The organism is Actinoalloteichus fjordicus (assembly GCF_001941625.1).
Taxonomy (GTDB): Bacteria; Actinomycetota; Actinomycetes; order Mycobacteriales; family Pseudonocardiaceae; genus Actinoalloteichus_A; species Actinoalloteichus_A fjordicus.
Genome location: NZ_CP016076.1, coordinates 3,881,084 through 3,897,837, shown reverse-complemented (window position 1 = coordinate 3,897,837; position 16,754 = coordinate 3,881,084). Strand labels below are relative to the sequence as shown.

The following is a 16,754-nucleotide window of genomic DNA, read 5'->3' as shown; positions in this document are numbered from 1 at the left end:
ACCGTGCCGCCGAGCCCGGGCGCTCGCCGCGTCGATTCCGCCGATGGCGATCACCGGCGACGCCTCGCCGCCGTCGACCTACCGTGACGGGATGCACTCACCGATCACCGGCACCGCCGCCTGCGTGCCGTTCACCGCCCTGCCGCCTGCCGCCGACGGCCCCGCCCCGCTGGTCGTCACCTGGCACCTGCTGGACGCGCCGAGGTCGAACGTGGCATTCGTCTCGGCATTGCCGCCGAACGAGCTGCCTGCGTGGCGAGTGCACCTCGGCATGTCGAGGTGCGGGGCGCGGATGGTCGACGGCAGCATGCGGGAGTGCTACGCCTCCGGCGGTTCCCGGTGCGTGCCGCCCTGTGCCCGAAGCTCGTTCCACTCGGTGAGGAGTTCGGGGAACTTGCGGTTGAGGAAGGCGTAGAAGTCGGCCATCTCCTCGACGCGCTGCCCGGCGGCGGTGTCGGGACGCAGCGACGGCGGGCTCGCGCGGGCGAGTTCGCGCAGTTCCCCGTACATGGAGGATCGAGTCAGCGTGGCCGTGTACCAGTTCGGGGCGAGGCTGTAGACCCGGCGACGGGTCCCGCGCAGCGACCCGGTGTGCACGAGGTGCGTCGACTGGAGATAGCGGATCGCACCGGACACGGCCGCCGGGCTGACGTCGAGGGTCTTGCTGATCTGCTCGGCGGTCAGCTCGCCGCTCGGGCTGGTCAACAGCGCCATCAGGGTCCGCGCGGGCATTCGCGGGAAGCCTGCCGCGTCCAGCAGACCGGCGAGCCGGTCGGCGTGGCGTCGGGCGGCCTCGTCCGGCAGCTCCTCGTTCCCGCGATCCGCCACGACGTCCCCGTCGAGGCGAGCAGCGCCGTGGTCGGCTGCGCGGCGTCGGGTCATGGGCTGAGGTCCCTCCTGCGGTAGGCGACGACGGCGAGCGCGATGGTCACCACCGCGACGACGGTCATCCAGACCGCGCCGCTCCAGTCGGGATCTGCCGTGGTGACCAGTGGGGTGTGCACGAATGGGGAGATCGCGATCGCCCAGTCCGGAAGGCCGAGTCGCCCGCCGAGTTCGGCGAGGACGACGCCCAGCACGAGGATAGTCCAGGCGATCCCGCTGGTGAGGCGGGGCACGACGGCGAACGTGATGGCGATGACGCCGAGGTAGAGGGCGGTGGCGGGCAGCTGTGCCACGGTCGCGGCGAGCACCTGCCAGATCGCCTCGGCGTTCCTGCCCTGCGCGACGTAGACGGTCGTCGCCCCGAGCCAGGCGGTCGTCAGGACGAGCAGGATCGAGCCCGCTCCCACGGCGAGCACGGACGAGAACCAGCGGCCGGGTCCTGCGGCGGTGCCTCGGACCAGTTCGACGTTCCCGGCCGCCTCCTCACGCCGGGCGCGGAGGATGACCAGGGCACCCGCGATGGCGGCGCATTCGCCGACCAGGACCATGACGTAACTGAGCAGCAGGTCGTACAGCGGACCGTCCCGGCCGACGAGTTCGCGGATCGTCTGACCGACGGCGTCGTTCTGTTCGTCGCCTGCGACGGCGAACACGGTCAGGACGGCGGCGAACGCTCCGACTCCGGCGCCTGCGCACATCATCGCGAGCAGTGTTCCTCGGTGGAGACGCAGGGTGAGCCGCAGCGGGGTGCGCAGGCTGGGCGCGGCGTGCACGGGGCCGGGCCGGGCGGGCAGGAGCGACGCCCCGAACTCCCGGCCGCGTTCGACCGCGACGGCACCCGCTGCACCGAGAGTCGCGGCGCAGGCGAGGAGGAGCAACGGCCGAGGGTCGACGGATCCGTAGGGATCGGCGATCCCTGCCAGGCTGAACGGCGAGAGCCAGCCGAGGACGACGGGCGTGCCGACGAAGGTCAGCGCGTCGATGTCGGCCGCGACATCGGCGACGACTCGGAGGACGAAGAACAGCAGGATGAGTGCAGTGCCCAGACCGATGGCGCCGCGCGAGGTCGGCGCGAACTGGCTGCACAGCGTCCCGGCGGCCAGGAACACCACCCCGACCAGCGTGCAGGTCAGGCCTGCCCACACCGATCCGACCGGATCGCCGCCCCCGACGACGAGCCCCACGACCATCGCGGCGGCCAGGCCCGCGGTCGCGATCGCTCCGGCGGCGAAGACGGCGATCACGTTCGCCAGTCGGCCGGTGACGGCGGCACGCATTAGCTCCCGAGTGCCGTCCTCCTCCTCGGTCCGCCCATGGCGTACGGCGAAGACCGTGGCGAACAGCGCGAAGACCGTCGCGAACACGACGCCGTAGGTGTAGAACAGGAAGGCGCCCTCGGAGGTGCCCATCGGAAGCCCTCGCCCGATGAGCAGCGCGGGGCTGTCGACCGCCACCGCCAGGGCGGCGAGACGCTGCGACTCCTCGCCGAATCCCCCCGCGATGTTGACTGCGCAGATCAGCGCTGCGACCAGCAGACCGAGCGCCCACAGCAGCAGCTGACCTCGATCTCGGCGCAGCGCGACCAGGGTCAGTGCGAACGATCCGGTCACCGCCGACCTGCCCCGGAGTTCCCGTCGGCACGGTGGTCGTCGCTGTAGTGACGCAGGAACAGCTCTTCCAGAGACGGCGGCTGAGCCGTCAGACCGGGCACCCCCGCCTCGGCGAGGAGCGCAAGGACGTGTCCCGTGTCGGCGGGTTCGACGGCGAAGGTGGTTCGGCCGTCGCTCGCCGCCCAGTCGTGGGTGAACGGTTCGAGCCGCTCGGCGTGCTCTGGCGCCAGCGTGGCGGGGATCGAGTACTCGGTGCGGGTCAGGTGCCGCAGCTCCCGCAACGTCCCGGTCTCCACCCGCCTGCCGTTGCGGATGATCGAGATGCGGTCGGCGACCTCCTCGACCTCGGCCAGGATGTGACTGGACAACAGGACTGAGGAGCCCTCGGCGGCGACTCTGGCGACCTCCCGCTGGAAGCGTCGCGCCATCAGCGGGTCCAGGCCCGAGGTCGGTTCGTCCAGGATGTACAGCTCGGCAGGCAGTGCGAACGCCGCGATCAGCGCGACCTTCTGCCGGTTGCCCTTGGAGTAGGTCCGGATGCGTTTGGTCGGATCGAACTCGAACGCCTCGATCAGCCGCTCGCGCTGCGACCCCTGTGGCGAGGCGCCGCGCAGCCGGATGAGCAGGTCGATCGCCTCGCCGCCGGTCAACGACGGCCACAGGTTCACGTCGCCGGGCACGTACGCCAGTCGGCGGTGCAGATCCGCCGGGCGCTGCCACGGACTCTCGCCGAACAGCAGCACCTCGCCGCCGTTGGGCCGGTACAGGCCTAAGAGCACCCGGATCGTCGTCGACTTCCCCGCACCGTTCGGCCCGAGGAAACCGTGGACCTCACCTTCGGACACCGCCAGATCCAGCCCGTCGAGCGCGGCGAACGCGCCGAACGACTTCCGCAGGCCCTCGGCCCGCACCACTGTGGTCATGCCGCACAATCTACATTAGATTCACTAATTCGTGAAACTAGTGCAGAAAGATCCGCAGGTGCACCATCTGGTGCGGTGCGGTGCGGTGCGGTGCGATCCGCTCGCGACTCCCTGCCCCGAACCCTCATTAGAGATCATTATTTCAGTGTTGATTGAAAGTAAATCAAGATCCGCCGGCTGGTCAAGTCAAGACAGCCTCACCGTGGCAGCAGAGACAAGAGCAGGCGCTCGTCACGAGGGGTGATCGCCTGCTCTCCCGTCGGGCGTGCCATCAATCGGATCCCCGGTCGGATTCGCCGAAGGAGTGTGCTGTTCCGCGATGAGGGGGCCATCGTCGCGAACAAGCGAGTGGCGGCGACGCGATCGGGCCGGGTGCCTACGATGCGATCAGGCGCCCGGGGGATGCGCAGGCTGCGTCCGTGTCGCGGCTGAGCGAGTGATCAGTCGTGATCGCCGTCGACGTAGAACCAGGAGCCGTCGGTGCGCCGGAAGCGGCTGTTCTCGGTGAGCGACCCCGCGTGCCCGGGCAGCCGGTAGTGCGCCCGGAAACGTACGGTCCCTTCGCTGTCGAACGGTCCGCCGCCGGTGCGGCCGAGGATGTCGAGGCGAATCCAGCGTTGCTCGGGATCGAGACTGAGCTCGGTCGGACGGCGCGAGGAATGCCAGGTCCGCAGCAGGTAGGCGGTGTCGCCGACGGCGAAGGCCGAGTATCGCGAGCGCATGAGCTGCTCGGCCGTGGCCGCTCGACGGCTGCCCGCGTGCAGCAGCGCGCAACAGTCGGCGAACGGCTCGCCGAGCCCGCACGGGCATGCCCGAATCACACTCACCGCCGCAGTCTCTCAACCGCGCCGCCACCCGAGACGCTCGCCCCGCTCACCGTGCCACGTGTTCGGAGGAACTCCGGTGTCTCGGGATCGGTGGAAGAAGGGCAGACCCCCGCTCATTCCTCGAGTGAGGAGAACCCCGAAGGTGTCGCGGTGCTTTGAACGGCGGTCGACCTACGCCGAAGACCGAGATCGCCTTTCCCGATCCGGGGCTCCGGGGTGCCGCGACGGCACGGTATCTGCTGGGAGCACATCCGTCGTGCGAGGCGCCCCGGCCCGTCCACCGCCGACTGAAAGGGGGCGGGAAGCCCGCCGCGCGGTACCGACTCGCCGCCGATTCCACATCGGGCACCCGGTGCAGTAGATGATCGAAACCGGGATTCTCGGCGGAGGGGCACCGTCCATGGGCGCCATGCCACGGCGCAGCGTGGTGGCTGCCCGCCCTGCGACGAGCAGACCGACGCTCCGGCGCAGGCGCCGACAGGTCGGGCCGTCGATCTGTCGACGACTCCTCGGTCTGCGGCCGGTGACACCCGATCACCGGTGGTCGGCCTCCTGCGGTGGCAGTCGCTCGACTCCCTTCATCGAGAGCTCCGCGAGCAGAGTCAGCGCGGCTGCCGAGGAGGAACCGGGCCGGGCGTGGAACAGGATGAGGCGCTGACCGTCGTCGTCGGGCAGCGTCATCAGCTCGTCGGTGAGGGTCAGTTCTCCGACGACCGGATGGTGGAAGCGCCGGTCGTGAAATGCGCACCGTTGTACCGAGTGCGCCGACCAGAGAGCGCGGAACTCGCTGCTCTTCCTCGACAGCTCGCCGACGAGTTCGGCGAGCCTCGCGGCATCGGCATGGCTGCCCGCGATCATTCTCAGATCCGCGACGGTGTCGCGCGACTTCGCCTCCCAGTCGCAGAACAGCTCCCGGACCTGCGGGTCGAGGAAGAGCATCCGAGGCCAGTTCGGTCGATCGGCTGCGCGGCGGACCGAATCGAAGGGGAGATGCCCGGCGAGGAGCGAGTGGGCGAGCCGATTCCAGACGAGCACGTCACCGAACCGACCGAGGACCAGCGCGGGCAGGTGCTCCAGGGAGTCGACGACGACTCTGATGCTCTCGCGCACCCGTTCCGGCGTGGCCCGAGCACGGGGGCGCGGTTCGGCACGGGTGAGGCTGTACAGGTGAGTGTGCTCCTCCGGAGTGAGTCGCAGTGCGCTCGCCAGCGCGTCCAGCACCGAGTCGGAGGCGTTGACGTCGTGCCCCTGCTCCAACCGGATGTAGTAGCTGACGCTGATACCGGCGAGCTGGGCCAGTTCTTCTCGGCGCAGGCCCGGGACCCGGCGACGGCCACCGTAGTCCACCAGGTCGAGCTGCTCGGGTCGCAACTGTGCGCGTCTGGTGCGGAGGAAGTCACCGAGGTCGCTGAGCCGGTTCATATCAGGAATTTTCGCGCACCGAACCGAATCGAGACTGACACTCCGGGTGGTACCAACAGGGTTCCTACCTCAACCAGAGGGCTGGGTAACCGGTTCGCCGCCGATCAGGATTGCCGTGAGAACGAAGCGGCTCGGCGGAAGGCGACGGCAGGCATGGCCAGGACGACGGTCTCTGGAACTCCACCTTCGGGGAGTGCGATCCCGATGGGATTCGGTATCCGAGGCGCGCTCACGTTGATTACCGTGTGCGCCGCCCAGTTCATGATCGCGCTCGACTTCTCCATCGTCACGGTCGCACTGCCCGCCATCGACCGTAGCCTGAACTTCGGCGGACCCGGCGCACTGCAGTGGGTCGTGACCGCGTTCATCCTGCCCACCGCAGGACTGCTGCTGTTGTTCGGCAGGCTCTCCGACCTGTTCGGCCGTAGGCGGTTGTTCATCGTGGGCATGGTGATCGTGACCGTGTTCTCGCTGGTCGCGGGGCTGGCCTCGGTGCCGTGGGTGCTGATCGCGGCCAGGGCGGGGCAGGGCGTCGGCTCGGCGATGGTCGGCGCCACCGCGCTCGCGCTGCTCACCTCGCTGTTCCCGGAGGGGCCTCGCCGGGACAAGGCCCTCGGCGTCAGCGGTGCGCTGCTCTCATTCGGCTTCGTCGCGGGCACCATCGGCGGCGGGGTCGTCACCAGCGGGCTGAGCTGGCGTTGGACGATGTTGATCCTGGTCATCATGGGCGCCGTCGTGCTCCTCGGCGCGGTGACCCTCCTGCCCCGACACGAGGAACGACGTTCCGCCCGGCTCGACGTCCCCGGCGCGCTGCTGGCCACCAGCGGTCTGCTCGCGTTGGTCTACGGGATCTCCACGGTCGGCACCACCGGTTGGACGGACCCGCTCGCCCTGTCGTTGCTGCTCGCCGCGGTGCTCCTGTTGGGCGCGTTCCGCTACGTCGAGGGCAGGACCAAGGCTCCGCTCGCACCCTTGTCGATCCTCCGGCGTCGTTCGGTGACATGGGGCGGCCTGACCGGCTTCGTCACCTTCGGCATGTGCGGCGGCACCACGGTCCTGTTGAGCCTCTACATGCAGGATGTGCTCTTGTGGAGTCCGCTGGCGACCGGCGCGGGCTTCCTCGCCGAGGGTGTCGCCGCCATCGTGGCGGGGGCGCTGGCCGCGAGGTTCATCGCCGCGATCGGCACGCCGAGGACTCTCGTCATCGGCCTGCTGGTGCAGGGGATCGGCACTGCGGCGATGCTGCTGCTGCCGCAGGAGGGCAACCTGACCCTGCTGTTGCTCACGACCTCGGCGCTCGGCTTCGGGCACGTGCTCGCGGTGGTGTCGTTCATCGGCACCATGACCTCGGGCGTGTCCAACGCGGATCAGGGCCTCGCAGGCGGGCTCGCCCAGACGGCACAGCATGTCGGCAGCGCGGTCGGCGTCGCCGTGCTGGCCGCGGTGGTCGCGTCGGCGACCATCACCGAGGGCGTGACGGCGGAGGCAGGCTCCCTGGTCGGCCTGCGGGCAGGCCTGCTCGTCGGGGCGCTGGTGACCTTCGCCGGAGCGGCCGTGGCGGCGCTGTTCCTGCGTAAGCCGGAGCCGAGGGCCCGCGAGGAACACCGGAACCAGCCGAGGGACGACAACTCGTCGGAGGCGGTCGCCGCCACCTGATCCCGGGCGATGCTGCCGATGGCACGACAGCCGGACAACTCCCGTGCCGGCCTGAAGCGCGCTGGCGGCAGCACCGGCCTCGGCCGAGTTCTGCCGGTTCGATGACGAGCCTCGCTCCTTGGTTCAGGACCGCGACCTGCACGAGATGGTGATCAGAGGCAGTAGCTGATCGGGCCGGACGCCCGCCTGCGGCGGAGTGACGCAGGCTCCGGGGGAGTTCGGTCCCGCAGGGAAGCGGGCCGGGATCGTGCCGCGAGGCGCGTCGCCGACGTGCTCGGCGCCGTGGCCGTCCGGCAGGGTCCGCGACGCGGCGATGCCTGCACGAGCCGCTGCTCAGCCCCCGGTACGGTTCCCGGGCCACACCGGGGGAACGCGGTCCGACCACGGGGCGGCACGTTCGAGTTGGCCTGCCAGGCGGAAGAGACTGTCCTCGCGGCCGTACCCGGCCGCGAACTGCACACCGATCGGGAGTCCCGTCTCGACGTCGTTCGTCGCGGGCACGGACATGGCGGGCGTGCCCGCCATGTTGAACGCCGTGGTGAACGGCGAGCGGTCGTTGAGCCGGTCGATCCAGCCGAGGCCGTCCAGCGCCGCCTCCCCGTCGGCATAGGCGTCGACCGGCAGGGGAAGCTCGGGCAGGGTCGGGGTGAGCAGCATGTCGTAGGCGTCGAAGTACCGGGCCAGACTCCGCGCGACTCGGTTCCGGAGCGCGAGCGCGCCGACGAGCTGGGCGCCGCTGACCTGCCGTCCGTAGTGGTAGCCCGCCAGGCTCGCGGGCTCGAGCGTCGAGGAGTCGACCGGGCGATCGAAGGCGGCGGCCAGCGTGTCGATCAAGGCCGTGAGATTCGCCGTCGACAGGCGGGCATTGGCCAGGACGAACTCCTCCCAGCCGACTCCGAGGTCGACCGCGACCTCCTCGACCTGGTGGCCGAGGGAGTCGAGCAGGCGCACCGTGTGGGCGAGTGCGTCGACCACTGGTGCGGTGGTGCGCCGTCCGCCCCAGGCCTGCGCGAGGACGCCGATCCGCAGTGTGCCGGGCGGCCGGGTGACCTCCGCCGCGTACGGCCGGAGCGGCTGCTGGGCGAAGTAGGGGTCACCCGGCTCCGGGCCTCGGATCAGGTCGAGCAGTACCGCACTGTCGCGGACGGTGCGGCTGACGCTGCCATGCACGCCCAGGCCGTTGAAGACCTCGTCGGCGTCCGGACCCATCGAGACCCGGCCACGAGTGGGCTTCAACCCGAACAGTCCGTTGTAGGCGGCGGGGATGCGAAGCGAACCTGCGGCGTCGGTGGCGTGGGCGATCGGGACCACCCCGGCAGCGACGGCCGCCCCCGCGCCGCCGCTCGATCCGCCTGCGCTCCGCGCCAGATCCCACGGGTTGCGGGTCACGCCGGACAGCACCGGCTCCGTCGTGATGCTGTAGGCCAGCTCCGGGGTCGCGGTGCGCCCGAACGTCACCAGGCCTGCGCGACGGAATCGCTGCATCAGGGCGGAGTCGGCGGCCGCGACGTTGCCCGCCGCGAGCCTGCTGCCCAGCTCCATCCGCCGCCCGGCCATGGCGACTCCGATGTCCTTGATCAGGAAGGGGACCCCGGCCAGCGGCGTGCTGCCGGGGTCGGGGTCCTGGGCTGGGGCGTCGTCGGCAGACCAGGTCTCCACAATGGCGTTGATCTGCGGACCGACGGCCTGCGCGGCCTCGCGGGCGGCCGCCGCCAGCTCGGCGGGGGTCACCTCACCTGCGGCCACCAGCTCGGCGAGCCCGACTGCGTCGTGGCTCACGTACTCGGCAACTCTCACTGTCACTCCCGGAACGAACGATACCTTCGAGTATCTGACGATACCGAACGGTATCGCATGGAACGGGATGGTACCGTCACCAGGGGTACGAGCCGCACGGCCGACCGGACGTCACGGAGCAGTCATGACATCGACCGCAGGCAGGCCGAGCAGGGTGGCGAGGCTGCCGCCGCGTGAGCGCATCCTCGACGCGGCGGAGGAGCTCTTCCACGGTGAGGGGATTCGGCGGGTCGGGGTCCAGGCGATCGCCGAGAAGGCCGAGACCACCAAGGCGGCGATCTACCGGCACTTCGAGACCAAGGACGCGCTGGTCGCGGAGTGGCTGCGGATCGTCGCCGCCGACTACCAGGCGGCCTTCGACCGCGTCGAGACGCAGTATGCCGACAGGCCGAGGGAGCAGATCCTGGCCATGGCCCGCTTCATCGCCGAGGGGCTGCCCGCGATCTCACACCGGGGCTGCCCGTTCATCAACTCCATCGCCGAGCTGCCCGACCGTGCCCACCCGGCACGGCAGGTGATCGAGGAGCACAAGGCCAGGCAGACCCGCAGGCTGACCGCCATGTGCGCCGAGGCCGGGCTGCCCGACCCCGAGCAGGCTGCGGCCGAGATCACCTTCGTCCTCGAAGGCGCACAGGTCAGCACGCAGAACGGCAGCATCGATCGCGCGGGGGAGCGGCTGATGAGATTCGTCGCGGGAATCCTCGATCAGCACAGCTCGCCCCCCGGTGCGTCCGGGACGAACGCCGGCTGACCGTCCGGTACTGGCACGCACGTTCTCGATCTCGTCGATGCCGGACTGGACGGAATCGGCGACTGCCTCGTACTGGGAGACGGCGCCATCGCGGCCCTGTCCGCTCTCGGCCTGACGAATCTGCTCGGTTCGATCGTGGGCCCGCTCGTCGCGGGAGTGCTCGTCCAACGTCTGGACGGGACCAAGCCCGTCATTCACGGGCATCGGCGCTGATCGTCATCGCACTACTGATCTGGCCGCCACGCCCGCCATGCTCTTCTGGCCGTCGTCGTCGCGTGATCACGCAGGCCGAAGGAGTCAACGGCAGAACGGAGTTCGGATCACTTCCTCGAGTCGCGAACCTGCTCGACCATCGTCGGCAGATCACGCGCGGGTCGTCGAGGCGTCCGGTGATCTCGGCCCCTCGATGTTCTCCCGTCGCACGCGCGGCCCTACGGCGACGAAGGCTGGCGGGTCCTCGGCGGCCGATGGCAGTAGCCACGATCGTGCCCTTTCGTGAACCGGTCTCGGGTCCCTCGGGCAGCCTTGATGTCGACTTAGTTACATATTCAACCTGCTGTGTTTGAATTCTGGTGATTGTTCGACCGCAATCGTCTCCCGTGCGTTACGCGATTGCGTGTCGTGTCTACCGTGGAACCTCGTCGTAGCGTCGCTGGCAGTAAGGCGGATCGCAGAATGAAGACTGAATCCTCCCTTCTTCTTCGAGTGCTCTCCGGCGTGGTCCTCTCGGGCGATGAATAACGCGGACTACTTCGAGATTCCGCGAAGCCGATGGCGGTGAGGCAGCGAGGTCATCGGCTTCGACGCGCGGTCCGCCCGGTGCCCTGCGGCTGTGGCGTCCGGCTTCCCCGATGCCGTGTCCTGATCGCCGACGCCGTCCGCCAGAACCGGGCGGCGCACCGGGTGCGCTCGACCTCCTCCCTTGCCTGCGAACTCGTCCACGCCGTCATGGACACCCCGGATTGCGGGGCGGGAGGTCTACGAGAAGGCGTTCGTCGAGGCGGGACTGGAGGTCACTCGCCGAGGACCGTCGGGGTCCCCCTCGACCTGGCGGTACCTGCTCACCGCGACCTGACCGGGTGGTCGTGCCGTCCCAATGACATGGACCAGAGCGTTCTCTAGGAGGTCGACATGCCGAGAAGCGTAGTGATCGTGGGTGGCGGCACCGCCGGATGGATGACCGCGTCCTATCTGAAGGCCGCGTTCGCCGATCGCATCGAGGTGACTCTCGTCGAATCGGCGCGGGTCGGGACGATCGGCGTCGGCGAGGCCACCTTCAGCACCGTCCGGCACTTCTTCGACTACCTCGGGCTGGACGAGCGAGAATGGATGCCTGCCTGCCAGGCGACCTACAAGCTCGCCATCAGGTTCGAGGACTGGCGACACAAGGGGCATCACTTCTACCACCCGTTCGAGCGGCAGCGCATGGTCGACGGCTTCCCGATCACCGACTGGTGGCTCCAGCAGGGCGTCACGGACCGTTTCGACCGAGACTGCTTCCTCATCGCCGCCCTCTGCGACGCGAAGCGGTCACCACGTCACCATGACGGTCGGCTGTTCGAACAGGACTTCGTCGAGAGCGGACCGGAACGCGTCCACCGCACCACCCTGTCCGAACAGGACACCCAGTTCCCCTACGCCTACCACTTCGACGCGAGCCTGCTCGCCGACTATCTGAGCGGCTACGCCGTCCGGCGGGGCGTGCGGCACGTCGTGGACGACGTCCTCGACGTCTCCCTCGACGAACGCGGTTGGATCGACCACGTCCTCACTCGGGAACACGGCGAACTGCGCGGCGACCTGTTCGTCGACTGCACCGGATTCCGCGGTCTGCTGCTGAACAAGGCGCTGGAGGAGCCGTTCCAGTCCTATCAGGACACGCTGCCCAACGACCGCGCGGTCGCGCTGCGAGTGCCGGTCGACATGGCGGCCAAGGGCATTCGTCCCTGCACCACGGCCAGCGCGCGCGACGCGGGCTGGATCTGGACCATCCCGCTCTTCGGACGGATCGGCACCGGCTACGTCTATGCGAGCGAGTACATCACGCCGGAGGAGGCGGAGCGGGACCTGCGGGCCTTCGTCGGACCGGCCGCCGACGATCTGGAGGCCAACCACATCAGGATGCGCATCGGCCGCAGCCGGGACTCCTGGGTGCGCAACTGCGTCGCGGTCGGGCTGTCCAGCGGCTTCGTCGAGCCCCTGGAGTCCACGGGGATCTTCTTCATCCAGCACGGCATCGAGCAGCTCGTGAAGCACTTTCCCGGCGACGACTGGAATCCGGCCCTACGCGACGCCTACAACCGGTCGATCGCGAACTGCATGGACGGTGTCCGCGAGTTCCTGGTTCTGCACTATCGGGGCGCGGCGCGGACCGACAACCAGTATTGGCGTGACGCCAAGACCCGCCCCGTTCCTGACGCCCTCGCCGAACGCATGGAGGCGTGGCAGACCCGGCTGCCCGACACTGAGACGGTGTTTCCCTACTATCACGGGTTCGAGCCCTACTCCTATGCCTGCATGCTGCTCGGACTTGGGGGTGTGCCCCTGCGGTCGTCACCGGCGCTCGCGCTGCTCTCCGACGCCTCGGCGCACAAGGATTTCCAGATAGTGCGCGATCAGGCCGACGAACTGGTGCGGACGCTGCCCTCGCAGCACGAGTACTTCGCCCGGCTCCACCAAGCGTCGAACGGACAGGGTTGACGGCCGAGGAACGGGCTCCGGCGCCGGAGCAGGCCTGCGGGGCCCGCAGGCGCCCCCGAGTCCCCGCTCCCCGCGCGGGCGACGGCTTCGGCACCGTCATGGCGGGCTTCCCGACCGGAGTCGGGGTGATGACGGCCATGGCCACGGGCGACCGACCAGTGGGCATGGCCTGCTTCGCGCTGTGCTGCGGCGGTCTGGAGCCCTTCGACCCTGCTGCTCCGACGCGCCGTCCCAGCGCCTGACCTTCTTCGGGTGGCGAACGTCGCCGTACGAGACCACGACACGGAAACGATGGCACGGAGACGACAACCGAATCGAGGAGGGCGAAGGTCATGACGACGGAGACCGGTACGACGCTCCCGACGGACCCCGAGGCTCGGGTGGCGTTGGCCCGCCGATGGGTCGGCGAGTACCCGCCGAAGCCCCATCCGGAACTGGGCAGGTCCGGGGTGGTCTGCCCCTACATGGTTCGTGCATTGGCACGTGACTACGTCCACGTCGAGGGTTTCGCGGCCGCGCAGGGCGACGACGCGCTCGCCGACCGAGCCCGAACCCTGCGCGACGGGATGCTGGCCCGATCCACCGAATTGGGATCGGACCGGATCTATCTCGTCTCCGTCGTGGTGCCCCACGGTCTGCCGGAACCGGAACTGAAGGCCATGGTCGACCGAGTGCACGGAAGGCTGCGCGCCGAGTTCGTCACCAGGGGCTACATGGCAGGAGACTTCTGGCCAAACCATGACACGCCAGGGCTCCACCATTCGGACTTCCGCCCCTTCGCCAGCCCGCTGCCGATGCTGGGGATGCGCCCGATGGTCCCGGCGGACCTGATGTTCTTCGTCACCCATGAACGCGACTCCGCCCGCCGTCTCACCTATCTCGGATACTTCAGGGAGGTCTTCGCCGACCGGCTCAACGACTACTGGGCGGGCCGACTCGACGAGGAGGCGAGCCTCGCCGCCGAGGCCGTGCGGCGGGGAGATCCGGCGATGGGTCCTTCCAGGGGAACCGGCGAGGAACGGGTTCCCGAACCGGATGAGGCCGTCGCGCTCGCGGGCCTGCGGCCGAGTTCCGAGACGACGCAGTGATGGTCGGTGATCCGCAGGGCCACGAGCGGAACGGAGCGGCGGCCGAGACCGCCGTCGCCGTCTCGCAGGCCGAACACCTCGCGTCCGCCGCCGAGATGCGCGCCATGATCTTCGGTCGCCTGCTGTCCGCCGCGCTGTGCACGGCAGCCGCGCTGCGTCTTCCCGACCTGCTCCACGAGGGCCCGCAGACAGCGGAGCAGCTGGCCCGGCGGTGCGGGGCACTCCCCGGTCCGCTCGCCAGGCTGCTCCGCGTGCTGGCCAACTTCGACACCGTGACCGTCGGCGCCGACGGCGCGTTCGCCCTCACCTCGCTCGGGGAGACGCTCCGCAGCGACGTGCCAGGGTCCGCCTGGCCCACGGCGATGCTCGCGGCCGAGTTCGGACCGGGCTGGGACCGGCTCCTGGACACCGTGCGTACGGGGACCCCGTCCTTCGAACGGGTTCACGGCGTCGACGTCTTCGGCCTGCTCGCCGGAGACCCGGAACTGAGTTCGTTGTTCTACGCCTCCCAGGCCGCCGATCTCGATCTCACCCTCGATCGGCTGAGCCGGGTCGACTTCACGAGATTCCCGACGATCGTGGACGTCGGCGGCGGAGACGGCGCGCTGTTGCGGCGAGTGCTGACCGACCATCCGGCGGGCAGGGGAGTGCTCCTCGACCTGCCCGGAGCGGCAGCGCAGGCGCGGGAGCGGCTTGCCGCCGCCGGGCTGGGCGATCGGTGTGCGGTCTCGGCGGGGGACTTCTTCACCGCAGTGCCGGCAGGCGGTGATCTGTACCTGTTACGCGACATCCTGCACGACTGGCCGGATGCGCGATGTCTCGAACTCCTGACGGTGTGCCGCCGTGCCATGGCGCCCACCGCCACACTGATGATCATCGAGCGGGTCTCGGACCCGGTCCTGTCCTCGGACCCGGCGGCGCGACTGACCGGGCTGATGGACCTGTACATGCTGTCGGTCCTGGACGGACGTGAACGCACCCTCGAGGAGTTCGCCGTCCTGCTGACCTCCGCCGGGTTCGTCCCGAGCCCCGCCGTGCGGCTGACCGGCGGCGCCGCAGTGATCGAGGCCGCTCCGGGACCCTCCGAGTGAGATGATCAGGCGGCGCCGTGTTGGTGGCGACGATGGCGGCGCCAGACACCGGGCCGCCGTGTCCCGCCGCGCCGAGGCGGCGGTAGCGACGCGGCGCGCGCGGAAACCGCCCGCCCCGACGTCGGGCTGCCCGCCGAAGCCGAGGAACGCCGTCACGTCTCCCCTCGTCATCGTGCTCGGCGGCCTGCTCGTCGTGACGACTGCGACGCTGCGGCGAGATGCGCGTCGGTGCGGCGCGGTGCACGGGGTGCTTCCCGGCAGTATGCCGGCGACCAGACCGGCAACCGCAACGCACGACGTTCGAGTCCCGCCTCGACGTCGATCCGGCCGTTCTCGTCCAGACTGTCTTGTCATGCCGGTCCTGACTGGTCAGCGGGGTGTGGCGTCGGAGTGACCCGGCCCCGGCGCTCCCCGCTCATGATTGGCGAGACAGCACCCCGTCAGACCCGTCGACGACCCGGTACAGCAGGGTCGCGAGCTGCCCCAGCTCCTCGTGGGTCAGCCCCGCGAACGGCGTCTTCTCCATGGCCGTCTGGACCAGTTCGTCGCGAACCCGGCGGCCCTTGGCGGTCAGCACCAGGAGGCGGGAGCGGCGGTTGGCCGGGTCCACCGCGCGTTCCACCAGGCCTCGGTCCACGAGTTGGTCGGTGATGAAGGTGAGGTTCGGTGCGTTGCAGTACAGGCGTGCGGCCATCACCTTCATCGAGGGTGGCGGCTCGGCCGGGTCGATGGCCCACAGCGCCTGGAACGTCGCCGGTGTCAGCCGGTGCCCGGCCAGCGCGTGCGCGATCAGATCGTTGGTCCGCATCCAGATGTCGTGGGTCGCGGCGACCACCGCGGAGAGCTCGGGCGTGGTCATGCCGCCATCATATCGATGTTTCGAGACTCGAAAGGACCCTGTTAGGCTCAATGCTTCGAGACTCGAAGCAATGGAGATCTGATGAGAGATGACTACCGTGGTGTCACTGCGCTCGTCACGGGTGCGTCCAAGGGACTGGGGCGGGAGTACGCGCTGGAGCTGGCACGCCGGGGAGCGCGGGTGATCCTGCTGGCCCGTTCGGATGCGGACCTGCGGGAGGTCGCCGCACAGATCCGGGAACGGCACGGCGGCCCGGAGGCCGAGGTGATCGTCGGCGACCTCGCCGTTCCGGACGGCCCGGAGCGCATCCTCCAGGAGCTGCGCGATCGCGGTCTGACGGTCGACCTGCTGCTCAACAACGCGGGCGCGGGCAGCGTGGGCCCGTTCCTCACCCGCCCGCTCGAGCCGCAGCTGCGCTCCGTCGGGCTCAACATCAGCGGCCTGCTCACGCTGACCCACGCGATCGGGGCCGAGCTGGTCGCCCGCGGCTCCGGAGGCATCATCAACGTCTCGTCCACCGCAGCCTTCCAGCCCATGCCCTACCAGGCGGGCTATGCCGCGACCAAGGCCTTCGTGCTCTCCTTCACCGAGGCGCTGGCCGAGGAGCTTCGGGGCACCGGCGTCCACATCATGGCCGCGCACCCCGGCGCGATCGCGACCGGTTTCTTCGACGGAACCTCGGCCGAGATCGACCCCCGCGCGGCGGACTCGCCCGCCCCGCTCGCGGCCCAGACGCTGGACGACTACACCCGACGACGCGCGGTGTCCTACCCGGGCCGGAAGGTGAATCGGGTCATGACCTGGCTTGCGCGGCTGCTGCCGCGCACCGTCGTCGCGCGGATCGCGGGCGGATTCAACCGCAGACTGCGCCTGCACGAGGTGGTCGACGTCGCCTGATCGCCGTCGTCACGGCAGCGGACCCGTCGGTGAGGTAGGCGTGGGCCGAGGCGGGCCGCCGCATGGTCCGCCACGGTGGCCGCCTTCGCCGACGGAGGTCTCCGACGGGGAGACGCCACCGTGCGCACGCCGAACCGGCACGGGCCGGGTGCGTGGTCACCAGCTGGTGGCGCCGGAGGTCGTTCTCCCCGCGCGGAAAGCATCGGCTTCTCGCTCGCCCGCCCTGGCCGAGCGGGGGTCCGGGCGAT

At 69.8% G+C, this 16,754-nt stretch carries 15 protein-coding genes; 7 read left to right on the top strand and 8 right to left on the bottom strand.

Annotated elements, in window-relative coordinates:
* Window positions 1-78: 78 nt before the first annotated feature.
* From UA74_RS34295 to UA74_RS16920, 6 genes are all read right to left on the bottom strand, one after another.
* Window positions 79-309, bottom strand: a complete 231-nt coding sequence (locus UA74_RS34295; RefSeq protein ID WP_157434261.1) for a hypothetical protein — start codon at window positions 307-309, stop codon at window positions 79-81.
* Window positions 310-318: 9 nt separating this feature from the next.
* Window positions 319-882 carry a GbsR/MarR family transcriptional regulator gene (locus UA74_RS16940; RefSeq protein WP_083683278.1) on the bottom strand — a complete coding sequence of 188 codons (564 nt, stop codon included), beginning with the start codon at window positions 880-882 and terminating at the stop codon, window positions 319-321.
* Window positions 879-2,495, bottom strand: a complete 1,617-nt coding sequence (locus UA74_RS16935; RefSeq protein ID WP_075741142.1) for a hypothetical protein — start codon at window positions 2,493-2,495, stop codon at window positions 879-881. Before UA74_RS16935 ends, UA74_RS16940 begins: the two co-directional genes overlap by 4 nt.
* Window positions 2,492-3,418: an ABC transporter ATP-binding protein gene (locus UA74_RS16930; RefSeq protein ID WP_198042749.1), complete on the bottom strand. Its 927-nt coding sequence runs from the start codon at window positions 3,416-3,418 to the stop codon at window positions 2,492-2,494. Before UA74_RS16930 ends, UA74_RS16935 begins: the two co-directional genes overlap by 4 nt.
* A gap of 440 nt (window positions 3,419-3,858) precedes the next feature.
* On the bottom strand, window positions 3,859-4,239 hold the full coding sequence (locus tag UA74_RS16925; protein ID WP_075743911.1) for a YchJ family protein: 381 nt from the start codon (window positions 4,237-4,239) through the stop codon (window positions 3,859-3,861).
* A 540-nt stretch (window positions 4,240-4,779) separates the two neighbouring features.
* Complete coding sequence (locus tag UA74_RS16920) at window positions 4,780-5,667, bottom strand: helix-turn-helix domain-containing protein (protein WP_075764866.1); 888 nt, start codon at window positions 5,665-5,667, stop codon at window positions 4,780-4,782.
* A gap of 204 nt (window positions 5,668-5,871) precedes the next feature.
* Between UA74_RS16920 and UA74_RS16915 the strand changes: the two genes are divergently transcribed.
* The gene (locus UA74_RS16915; protein WP_083683277.1) at window positions 5,872-7,323 is read left to right on the top strand and encodes an MFS transporter; all 1,452 of its coding nucleotides are present in this window, start codon (window positions 5,872-5,874) and stop codon (window positions 7,321-7,323) included.
* A 333-nt stretch (window positions 7,324-7,656) separates the two neighbouring features.
* Here the strand turns inward: UA74_RS16915 and UA74_RS16910 are convergent, their stop codons facing one another.
* Window positions 7,657-9,126 (bottom strand): amidase, encoded by a 1,470-nt coding sequence (locus tag UA74_RS16910; RefSeq protein ID WP_198042748.1) that lies wholly within the window; start codon window positions 9,124-9,126, stop codon window positions 7,657-7,659.
* Between the two features lie 118 nt (window positions 9,127-9,244).
* Here UA74_RS16910 and UA74_RS16905 point away from each other — a divergent pair, with 118 nt between their 5' ends.
* The 5 genes from UA74_RS16905 (at window position 9,245) to UA74_RS16885 (ending at window position 14,750) form a co-directional block, all read left to right on the top strand.
* Entirely contained in the window at window positions 9,245-9,871 is a 627-nt protein-coding gene (locus UA74_RS16905) for a TetR/AcrR family transcriptional regulator (RefSeq protein ID WP_075764860.1), read from the top strand.
* A gap of 1,131 nt (window positions 9,872-11,002) precedes the next feature.
* A complete protein-coding gene (locus tag UA74_RS16895; protein ID WP_075764856.1) occupies window positions 11,003-12,571 on the top strand; it encodes a tryptophan halogenase family protein in 1,569 nt (522 codons plus the stop codon).
* A complete protein-coding gene (locus tag UA74_RS32000) occupies window positions 12,568-12,813 on the top strand; it encodes a flavin reductase family protein (protein WP_157442264.1) in 246 nt (81 codons plus the stop codon). The genes UA74_RS16895 and UA74_RS32000 overlap by 4 nt, the downstream gene beginning before the upstream one ends.
* Window positions 12,814-12,903: 90 nt before the next feature.
* Window positions 12,904-13,659: a DUF6875 domain-containing protein gene (locus UA74_RS16890; RefSeq protein ID WP_075741136.1), complete on the top strand. Its 756-nt coding sequence runs from the start codon at window positions 12,904-12,906 to the stop codon at window positions 13,657-13,659.
* Window positions 13,659-14,750, top strand: a complete 1,092-nt coding sequence (locus tag UA74_RS16885; protein WP_083683276.1) for a methyltransferase — start codon at window positions 13,659-13,661, stop codon at window positions 14,748-14,750. The genes UA74_RS16890 and UA74_RS16885 overlap by 1 nt, the downstream gene beginning before the upstream one ends.
* A 415-nt stretch (window positions 14,751-15,165) precedes the next feature.
* Here the strand turns inward: UA74_RS16885 and UA74_RS16880 are convergent, their stop codons facing one another.
* Window positions 15,166-15,609: a MarR family winged helix-turn-helix transcriptional regulator gene (locus UA74_RS16880; RefSeq protein WP_075741135.1), complete on the bottom strand. Its 444-nt coding sequence runs from the start codon at window positions 15,607-15,609 to the stop codon at window positions 15,166-15,168.
* Between the two features lie 81 nt (window positions 15,610-15,690).
* On the opposite strand from UA74_RS16880, the gene UA74_RS16875 reads away from it, so the two are divergent.
* The gene (locus UA74_RS16875) at window positions 15,691-16,506 is read left to right on the top strand and encodes an SDR family NAD(P)-dependent oxidoreductase (protein ID WP_075741134.1); all 816 of its coding nucleotides are present in this window, start codon (window positions 15,691-15,693) and stop codon (window positions 16,504-16,506) included.
* The last annotated feature ends 248 nt before the right edge of the window (window positions 16,507-16,754 follow it).

Excerpts from the sequence above, each read along its gene's own strand:
- UA74_RS16905 (WP_075764860.1), top strand. The coding sequence starts at position 9,245 with ATGACATCGACCGCAGGCAGGCCGAGCAGGGTGGCGAGGCTGCCGCCG.
- UA74_RS16885 (WP_083683276.1), top strand. The coding sequence starts at position 13,659 with ATGGTCGGTGATCCGCAGGGCCACGAGCGGAACGGAGCGGCGGCCGAG.
- UA74_RS16875 (WP_075741134.1), top strand. The coding sequence starts at position 15,691 with ATGAGAGATGACTACCGTGGTGTCACTGCGCTCGTCACGGGTGCGTCC.
- UA74_RS16915 (WP_083683277.1), top strand. The coding sequence starts at position 5,872 with ATGGGATTCGGTATCCGAGGCGCGCTCACGTTGATTACCGTGTGCGCC.
- UA74_RS16890 (WP_075741136.1), top strand. The coding sequence starts at position 12,904 with ATGACGACGGAGACCGGTACGACGCTCCCGACGGACCCCGAGGCTCGG.
- UA74_RS16895 (WP_075764856.1), top strand. The coding sequence starts at position 11,003 with ATGCCGAGAAGCGTAGTGATCGTGGGTGGCGGCACCGCCGGATGGATG.
- UA74_RS16880 (WP_075741135.1), bottom strand. The coding sequence starts at position 15,609 with ATGACCACGCCCGAGCTCTCCGCGGTGGTCGCCGCGACCCACGACATC.
- UA74_RS34295 (WP_157434261.1), bottom strand. The coding sequence starts at position 309 with ATGCTGCCGTCGACCATCCGCGCCCCGCACCTCGACATGCCGAGGTGC.
- UA74_RS16930 (WP_198042749.1), bottom strand. The coding sequence starts at position 3,418 with ATGACCACAGTGGTGCGGGCCGAGGGCCTGCGGAAGTCGTTCGGCGCG.
- UA74_RS16920 (WP_075764866.1), bottom strand. The coding sequence starts at position 5,667 with ATGAACCGGCTCAGCGACCTCGGTGACTTCCTCCGCACCAGACGCGCA.
- UA74_RS16940 (WP_083683278.1), bottom strand. The coding sequence starts at position 882 with ATGACCCGACGCCGCGCAGCCGACCACGGCGCTGCTCGCCTCGACGGG.